Source organism: Pontibacterium sp. (assembly GCF_041587635.1).
In the GTDB taxonomy this organism is placed as follows: Bacteria; Pseudomonadota; Gammaproteobacteria; order Pseudomonadales; family Balneatricaceae; genus Pontibacterium.
Genome location: NZ_JBFGYC010000184.1, coordinates 1 through 6,777, shown reverse-complemented (window position 1 = coordinate 6,777; position 6,777 = coordinate 1). Strand labels below are relative to the sequence as shown.

The window sequence follows — 6,777 nt, the reverse complement described above, 5'->3', positions numbered from 1 at the left end:
GGGTCGATGGCTTCTATAACGTTTGGACAGTGATTTTTTCGATAAGTCTGCTTGTTTTTTAACCAGTTGATTCTTCAGTGAAATCTCGTTCAAGAACCCGAATGATTTCTCGCATAAACCGTGCGGCTTCTCCGCCAGTGGCTGCCCGGTGATCAAATGTCAAAGAAAGTGGCAACACTCTGCGGACGACAACTTCGCCATCAACGGCGACGGCCTGGTCGCGGATAACGCCAGCACCAAGAATGGCAACCTGCGGGGGAACGACAACCGGTGAGGCATAACGGCCGGCAATAGTGCCAAAATTACTTAGGGTAATAGTGGCTCCCTGAAGCTCTTTCGGAGGAATGGTGCGAGCCTTAACGTCTGCTCGCATCTGATCCAGGCCTTTGCGCAGTTCTTCGGTGCTACGTCGCCCAATGTCTCTTAAAACAGGTACAAACAGCCCCTGCTCTGTGTCGACAGCAACACCCAGATGAATTTTACTGTGCTGACGTCGACTGAGACTTGGGCCATCAAACCAGGTATTGATCGCGGGTTCCGCTTTGCAGCCTGCAGCAATGGCATTAACGAGCCGCATCGTCACATCGGTACCTGAAGGCCAGCTATGAATGTCTACATCTTCACACAAGGTTACCGGGACCACTTCAGCGTGGGCCAGTGCCATTGTTTTCGCCATCTGCTTGCGTACGCCGCGCAAGGGTTCAGCATGGCCGTGTGCTTTGTTCATGTTGGCCGCCTGTTGGACATCCTCGGGTGTGACTGCGCCATTGCGGCCATTGCCTTGCAGGCCATTCAGATCGACATTCAGTCTTCGTGCCAGAGCCCTTACTGCAGGGGTTGCGCGCGTTGTTTGGTGGGTGCGGGTACTGGGAGCCGCGCCGATAATAAAGTCATCCCCGGCTTCATTGCCGTCGGCATCCGGAATTTCTCCGACCACTGTCCCGGTGTCATCATCTTCTTCACTGATATACTCAATCAGCGGCTCGCCGGTATGGATGGTATCTCCCGCCGCACCGAAGAGGTGAGCGATAACGCCATCTTGGGGTGAAGGGACTTCGACAATGGCTTTTGCTGTTTCAACCGATACCAGTATCTGGTCGACTTTAACTTCATCGCCTTCCTTGATATGCCATTCCACGATTTCGGCCTCGGGCAGTCCCTCCCCCAGATCCGGCAGTTTGAAGTATTTCATACGAACTCCAGTGTCTGTCTGACCGCATCCATAATGTCGGCGGTGTTGGGCATAAAATGGTTTTCCAATCGGAAGTAGGGCATCACCGTGTCATATCCAGTGATACGCATGGGCGGTGCTTGCAGATCCATCAGGGCTTTTTCGGCAAGTGTGGCGGCGATCTCTGCGCCGACGCCAAGATGACGGGATGCTTCATGAACAATGACGCAGCGGCCGGTTTTTGCGACCGATGCGAGAATGGTGTCCATATCCAGCGGACTGATGGTGGCGACGTCAATGACCTCGCAGCTAATGTTGTCCTCGGCCAGCTGCTCAGCGGCTTCCAGTGTTTCTTTGATCATCGCGCCCCAGCTGACCAGCGTAATATCGGAGCCTTCGCGCAGAGTGAAGCAGGTATCCAGCGGCAATGCAGCGCCGTTATCCAGAACGGGTTGCTTGCTGGCGCGGTAGATCCGCTTAGGCTCCAGAAAAATGACAGGATCTGGGTTGCGAATGGCTGATAGTAAAAGGCCATAGGCGCGTGCTGGAGAGGAGGGTATGACCACACGCAAGCCCGGAATGTGGGCGAGTAGGGTCTCAGTACTTTCTGAATGGTGCTCTGGTGCATGAATACCGCCACCAAAAGGTGCACGGATGACCAAAGGGCAGCTGAGACGGCCGCGGGTACGATTCCGCATCCGTGCCGCATGACAGATGATGTGTTCCAAAGCGGGGAATATAAATCCCATAAACTGAATTTCAGCGATCGGTTTCAAGCCTTGTGCCGCCATCCCCACGGTCAAGCCGCCAATCATTGCTTCAGCCAATGGCGTATCCATCACGCGACGGTTACCAAAACGTTCCTTTAAGCCGGCTGTTGCGCGGAATACACCGCCGTTGGTACCGACATCTTCGCCAAGGATCACAACGTTTTCGTCCTGTTCCATCTCATGTGCGAGGGCCAGATTTACCGCTTCGAGTAGAGTGATTGATTCATGATTCATGGTGAGTGCCTCCTTTCATCGCTTTGACCATTGCCCATTCGCGTTGCTCGCGCAGCTGCTCAGGAAGTTCGGCATAGAGGTAATCAAAGAGAGACTCTACGGGTTGAGGTGGCGTTGCCAGGTAACGGTCAACGGCCGATTGCACCATGCCATTGACCTCGTCCTGCCAGATGGTTTCCTGGGTTTCGTCCCACCAACCCTGTTTGTGCAGAAACGTACGCAAACGCTTCACCGGTTCATGCTCCCAGGCTTGCTTCAGCTCATCATTGCTGCGATAGCGGGTCGCATCATCGGCAGTGGTGTGATCCGAAAGGCGATAACTGATCGCTTCTATTAGTGACGGACCTTTTCCCTCACGGGCGCGTTCGAGTGCAATTTCGATCGCTTCACGCATCGCAATCGCGTCGTTCCCGTCAACTTGTTCGCCACGAATACCGGCGCCGATCGCTTTTTGCGCCAGCGTCGGGGCGCCACTTTGCAGGGCGCGGGGGACTGAGATCGCCCATTGGTTATTGTTAACGATAAACACCACCGGCAGTTGCCAGGCACCCGCGACATTGAGTCCTTCAAGAAAGTCGCCTTTGGACGTGGCTCCATCACCACAGAGAGTGACGGCTACCCGCTTTTCATTGCGTATTTTTATCGCAGTGGCGACGCCACAGGCATGCATTGATTGGGTCGCAATGGGTACTGAGTTGGGAAAATCTTCGCCCTGATGCTCTGCGGCATTACCACGTTCATCCCCGCCCCAATAGAGTAAAATCTCTTCCATTGGCATGCCTCTTAACATCTGACAGGCGTGATTTCGATAGTAAGGCACCAGCACATCTTCAGGATGCATGAGCAGGCCCAGGGGGACATCGATCCCCTCAATGCCCAGTAGCGAGGCGTAAGTACCTAGCTGGCCGGTACGTTGCAAGGCCACGGCTTTGTTGTCCATGGTGCGTGCCAGCACCATATTGCGATAGCAGTGGGTGAGCCATTCAGGTTGCTGTGCCCAGACCGGTAACGTGCTCAATGGATCGCCCTGGGTGCTGAGATACTGGCGGAAACGAATCTCGCCTTCAAATACAGTGTCCATAGGGTGCTCTCCTGGTCTCGGTCAGGCCGCGGAATGCAGCGCTGCCCGGGCAATAATTGTCTCAGCCCGTTCATTGGCGATGCGGTGTGTACATCGGTCTTCCTGATCGGCTTGCTGGAACAGTTGACTGAGTGAGGTGCCAACCTGTCTGACTTTGGCTGCAATGGCGGCGTCGGCCTGACCGGCGTGTTGCATAGCGACGAAAATCAGTCCGCCTGCGTTAATCAGATAATCCGGGGCATAAAGAATGTTGCGTCTACGCAGCAGTTCCCCGTGTTCTTCACGTTCTAGTTGGTTGTTGGCGGAACCCGCGACAATACGGCAGCGTAGTTGCTGTAAGCTGTGATCGTTAATAATTGCACCGAGCCCACACGGGCAAAATACATCAGCTTCTACACCGTATATTTTATCGGTGGCAACAGCCTTCGCCCCAAGTTCGTTGACGGCTTTCAGAACCTTTACCTGATCGATATCGGATACCGTGAGGTGAGCTCCGCTGTTGTACAGCATCTGGGCGACAGCATAGCCAACGTGCCCCAGTCCTTGCAGTGCGACATGAACACCCTGCAGGGAGTCACTGCCATGCAGGTGTTTGACCGCGGCTTTTATGCCTTCGAACACGCCCATTGCTGTGTATGGGGAGGGATCGCCTATCTGGCTTGTACAGGTGACCCACTTGGTGGTGTGGGCGATGGAATCCATATCACTGGTCAAGGTGCCGCTGTCCATCGCCGTGATGTAACGGCCTCCAAGGTCCTGTACAAAGCGTCCGAACGACTCCATCAACGCATTGCGGTCGAAGTTGTGATTGGGTTTGATTAATACCGCTTTCGCCCCACCATGGGGTAATCCGGCCAGTGCTGCTTTATAGCTCATCCCCCGTGCAAGACGGGTGGCATCGGTAATTGCGTCGGCTTCACTTTGATAAGTGATAAAGCGACAACCACCAATGGCAGGTCCGCGCAATGTGGAATGTATTGCGATAATTGCACGTAGCCCGGTTTCTGGGTCGCAGGCAAGATGCAGCCTCTCCAGGCCCGCGTTTTCCATCTGTTCAAACATGACGGGATCCTCCGCACTCGTTGTCTTGGAAAACCTGAACGCTGAGCACTAAACGGGTTGCCCCTGCCAGAGTGAATGGGTTATTCGCTCTGATTTTGTAGGGTTTTTACTTAGTGCTCCGTCGCGTATCCTCCTATTTTGGATAGCACAGGTTTTCTCAAAGTTCAGATAATTTTTGCGAATTTTTCTAACAAGTTACGGTCATAAGTCGGTAATCGATCGTGGCTTTTGGCAGTGCGGCATTCGGGTTAAATTTTGATCTGGGGTGTTTGCGCAGATGCGGTTATAATCATCTCCTTTCTCATCATCAGACAAGGTTCATCGAATCATGTATAAGCTGTTTTCAGGGATACTGTTAGCCAGCGCGATTGCAGCTCAGCCGCTGCATGCCGAGTCGCCGGCGAGCACCTCTGCACAGCTTCAGCCAGATAATGAAGCGTTGTTGCTTAGCAGCTTGCGGCACCTGCGAGAAAAGCGGGTTGATTCAGCACTGCAGGATTTGCGTACACTGACTAATCAGCAGCCCGATTTTCGCCTTGCACAGTTAATTTATGCTGATTTGATGGCTGCACAGGGTGCTCCGTTGCAGGACATCGGTCGCAACCGTGCCATTGATGATAAAAAACTGTCGGGTCTTATTTCAGAAGCTAAGGCGCGTTTGCTGATTGAGAAAGAGAAACCGGCGCTGGATATGGTGCCGGCTTCGATGATTCAGCTCGCACCGTCACAGAAGTATGCGGTGGTCATGGATACCCGTTTGCATCGACTGTTCTTATTTGAGAATAAGATGGGCGTGCCAACGTTGATCAAAGACTATTACGCTTCTTATGGACGTGGTGGTGTAGGGAAAGAACGTCGTGGTGATCTGAAAACACCGCTAGGGGTGTACTTTGTCACCGGCCGTTTCTCCGATGCTCAGTTGCCGGAGCGCTATGGCACCGGTGCTTTACCATTGAACTACCCGAATGTTTGGGATGAGCGCCATGGTCGCACCGGAAATGGCATCTGGGTACATGGATCACCTTTTGAGACGTATAGCCGTCCTCCGGAAGCGAGTGAAGGTTGTATCTCCCTGAGTAATATCGATTTCACCGAACTGGACGACATGGTGGATATTCGCAACACCCCGGTGCTGGTGGGACACAATGTCCGTTGGATGAAGCGTAACGACTGGTTGCAGCAGCAGTCCGGGTATCGCCAGCTGATTGATCGCTGGCGCAGTGACTGGGAGAGTAAAAACAGTGATCGGTATTTAGCGCACTACTCAACCGATTACAAAAACGGAAACTGGGACTATCAGCGTTTTTCTTCCCATAAGCGCCGTGTTAATGCGGGAAAAAAATACATCAAGGTCGGTATTGATCAGCTAAGCCTGTTTACCTATCCCGACCAGCCCGAGTTATTGGTTGCGACCTTCCGTCAGTCGTACAAAAGTAGCAACTATAAAGGTGACTCGGTTAAGCGTCAGTACTGGGTACGGGAAAATAGTGGCTGGAAGATCGCCTATGAAGGTGCGCCGTCCCGTGGAAAACCTTAAGCAGAATACTGCTGACAGATAAAAAAGCTCTTCATATGAAGAGCTTTTTTATGGAAAAGTGATCGCTCCGTTAAGATTAGAGAGAGCCTTCCTGTACAATTTTCCAGCCGGAAGAGCGTCGCATCAGGCTTATCCGTTTACGGGCGACATCACGGTACCGATCGGAACGATAACTTTGACGGAAGGTGGCCTCAGCCCGGCTGTCGGATAGCATCACCACATCAATATCACTCAGCGCAACCTTAATGTAGTCGGGGCTAGTCAGACGGCTGGTACGGGTCTGCACCCATTGTTTGTGAGTTACTCCGTTATTCGGCTTATAACCGGCGACGTATGCGCGAACGTAAGCTTGAACGTTTTGCTCTGACCATGCTTTAGCCCAGCTTTTCAGGTGTCCTTCGATGACTTTCTCGGGAGTTGGCTCTGCTTCTTTTAATACCGCAGGTTCATTATCCTGATCTGCTTCAAGGCTTGCCAGAAGTTTTGCTGCGCGTTCAGTTTCCCGTGCAATAGCCAGTTCTTCAGGGGAGGCGCTGAGTGTGGTTGTATCTGTTTCTGCGGTAGATGTGCTGCTCTGCTCGGGGTTTTGTACCGCAGAAATCGCTTCAGAATCGGCCTGGTTCATCACCACGTTTGTGTATGGCAATGGTGTGGCTGGAGCTACCTCGGAAATACCGATCGCTTCAGCGACGGCAAGCTCTTCTGTTGCAAGGTTATTGTCTGTTGTCAGGTTTTCTGCAACCTGAATATTGGGTTCGATGTTTTCTGATTCAGGGGCAGCAGAGGCGATTTCTACAACAGCAGGCACCTCAGGCGCGGGTGTTTCTTCATGTGCGTGCAGTTCAGGTTTTGCTTCAAATAGAGGCTCTGAATGCATGCCAATGGCCGTTGGATAGCCAAATTGGTTCAGGGAGACCAGCTG

At 52.8% G+C, this 6,777-nt stretch carries 6 protein-coding genes; 1 reads left to right on the top strand and 5 read right to left on the bottom strand.

The window, feature by feature from the left end; genetic code table 11:
- Positions 1-58: 58 nt before the first annotated feature.
- The 4 genes from ABYW01_RS10580 to ABYW01_RS10565 are packed head-to-tail and all read right to left on the bottom strand — an operon-like array spanning position 59 to position 4,318.
- The gene (locus tag ABYW01_RS10580; protein WP_372832593.1) at positions 59-1,192 is read right to left on the bottom strand and encodes a dihydrolipoamide acetyltransferase family protein; all 1,134 of its coding nucleotides are present in this window, start codon (positions 1,190-1,192) and stop codon (positions 59-61) included.
- Positions 1,189-2,175 carry an alpha-ketoacid dehydrogenase subunit beta gene (locus ABYW01_RS10575; protein ID WP_372832592.1) on the bottom strand — a complete coding sequence of 329 codons (987 nt, stop codon included), beginning with the start codon at positions 2,173-2,175 and terminating at the stop codon, positions 1,189-1,191. The genes ABYW01_RS10580 and ABYW01_RS10575 overlap by 4 nt, the downstream gene beginning before the upstream one ends.
- Entirely contained in the window at positions 2,165-3,256 is a 1,092-nt protein-coding gene (pdhA, locus tag ABYW01_RS10570; protein WP_372832591.1) for a pyruvate dehydrogenase (acetyl-transferring) E1 component subunit alpha, read from the bottom strand. The genes ABYW01_RS10575 and pdhA overlap by 11 nt, the downstream gene beginning before the upstream one ends.
- Before the next feature lie 21 nt (positions 3,257-3,277).
- A complete protein-coding gene (locus ABYW01_RS10565) occupies positions 3,278-4,318 on the bottom strand; it encodes a Leu/Phe/Val dehydrogenase (protein ID WP_372832589.1) in 1,041 nt (346 codons plus the stop codon).
- Positions 4,319-4,646: 328 nt separating this feature from the next.
- Here ABYW01_RS10565 and ABYW01_RS10560 point away from each other — a divergent pair, with 328 nt between their 5' ends.
- Positions 4,647-5,855 (top strand): murein L,D-transpeptidase family protein, encoded by a 1,209-nt coding sequence (locus ABYW01_RS10560; RefSeq protein ID WP_372832588.1) that lies wholly within the window; start codon positions 4,647-4,649, stop codon positions 5,853-5,855.
- Positions 5,856-5,931: 76 nt separating this feature from the next.
- On the opposite strand, the gene ABYW01_RS10555 is transcribed toward ABYW01_RS10560, so the two are convergent.
- The coding region (locus ABYW01_RS10555) for a hypothetical protein (protein WP_372832586.1) at positions 5,932-6,777 on the bottom strand (846 nt) is incomplete at its 5' end.

What these genes read in the sequence shown, in the direction of transcription:
- ABYW01_RS10580 (WP_372832593.1), bottom strand. Translation starts at nt 1,192, where the DNA reads ATGAAATACTTCAAACTGCCGGATCTGGGGGAGGGACTGCCCGAGGCC.
- ABYW01_RS10575 (WP_372832592.1), bottom strand. Translation starts at nt 2,175, where the DNA reads ATGAATCATGAATCAATCACTCTACTCGAAGCGGTAAATCTGGCCCTC.
- pdhA (WP_372832591.1), bottom strand. Translation starts at nt 3,256, where the DNA reads ATGGACACTGTATTTGAAGGCGAGATTCGTTTCCGCCAGTATCTCAGC.
- ABYW01_RS10565 (WP_372832589.1), bottom strand. Translation starts at nt 4,318, where the DNA reads ATGTTTGAACAGATGGAAAACGCGGGCCTGGAGAGGCTGCATCTTGCC.
- ABYW01_RS10560 (WP_372832588.1), top strand. Translation starts at nt 4,647, where the DNA reads ATGTATAAGCTGTTTTCAGGGATACTGTTAGCCAGCGCGATTGCAGCT.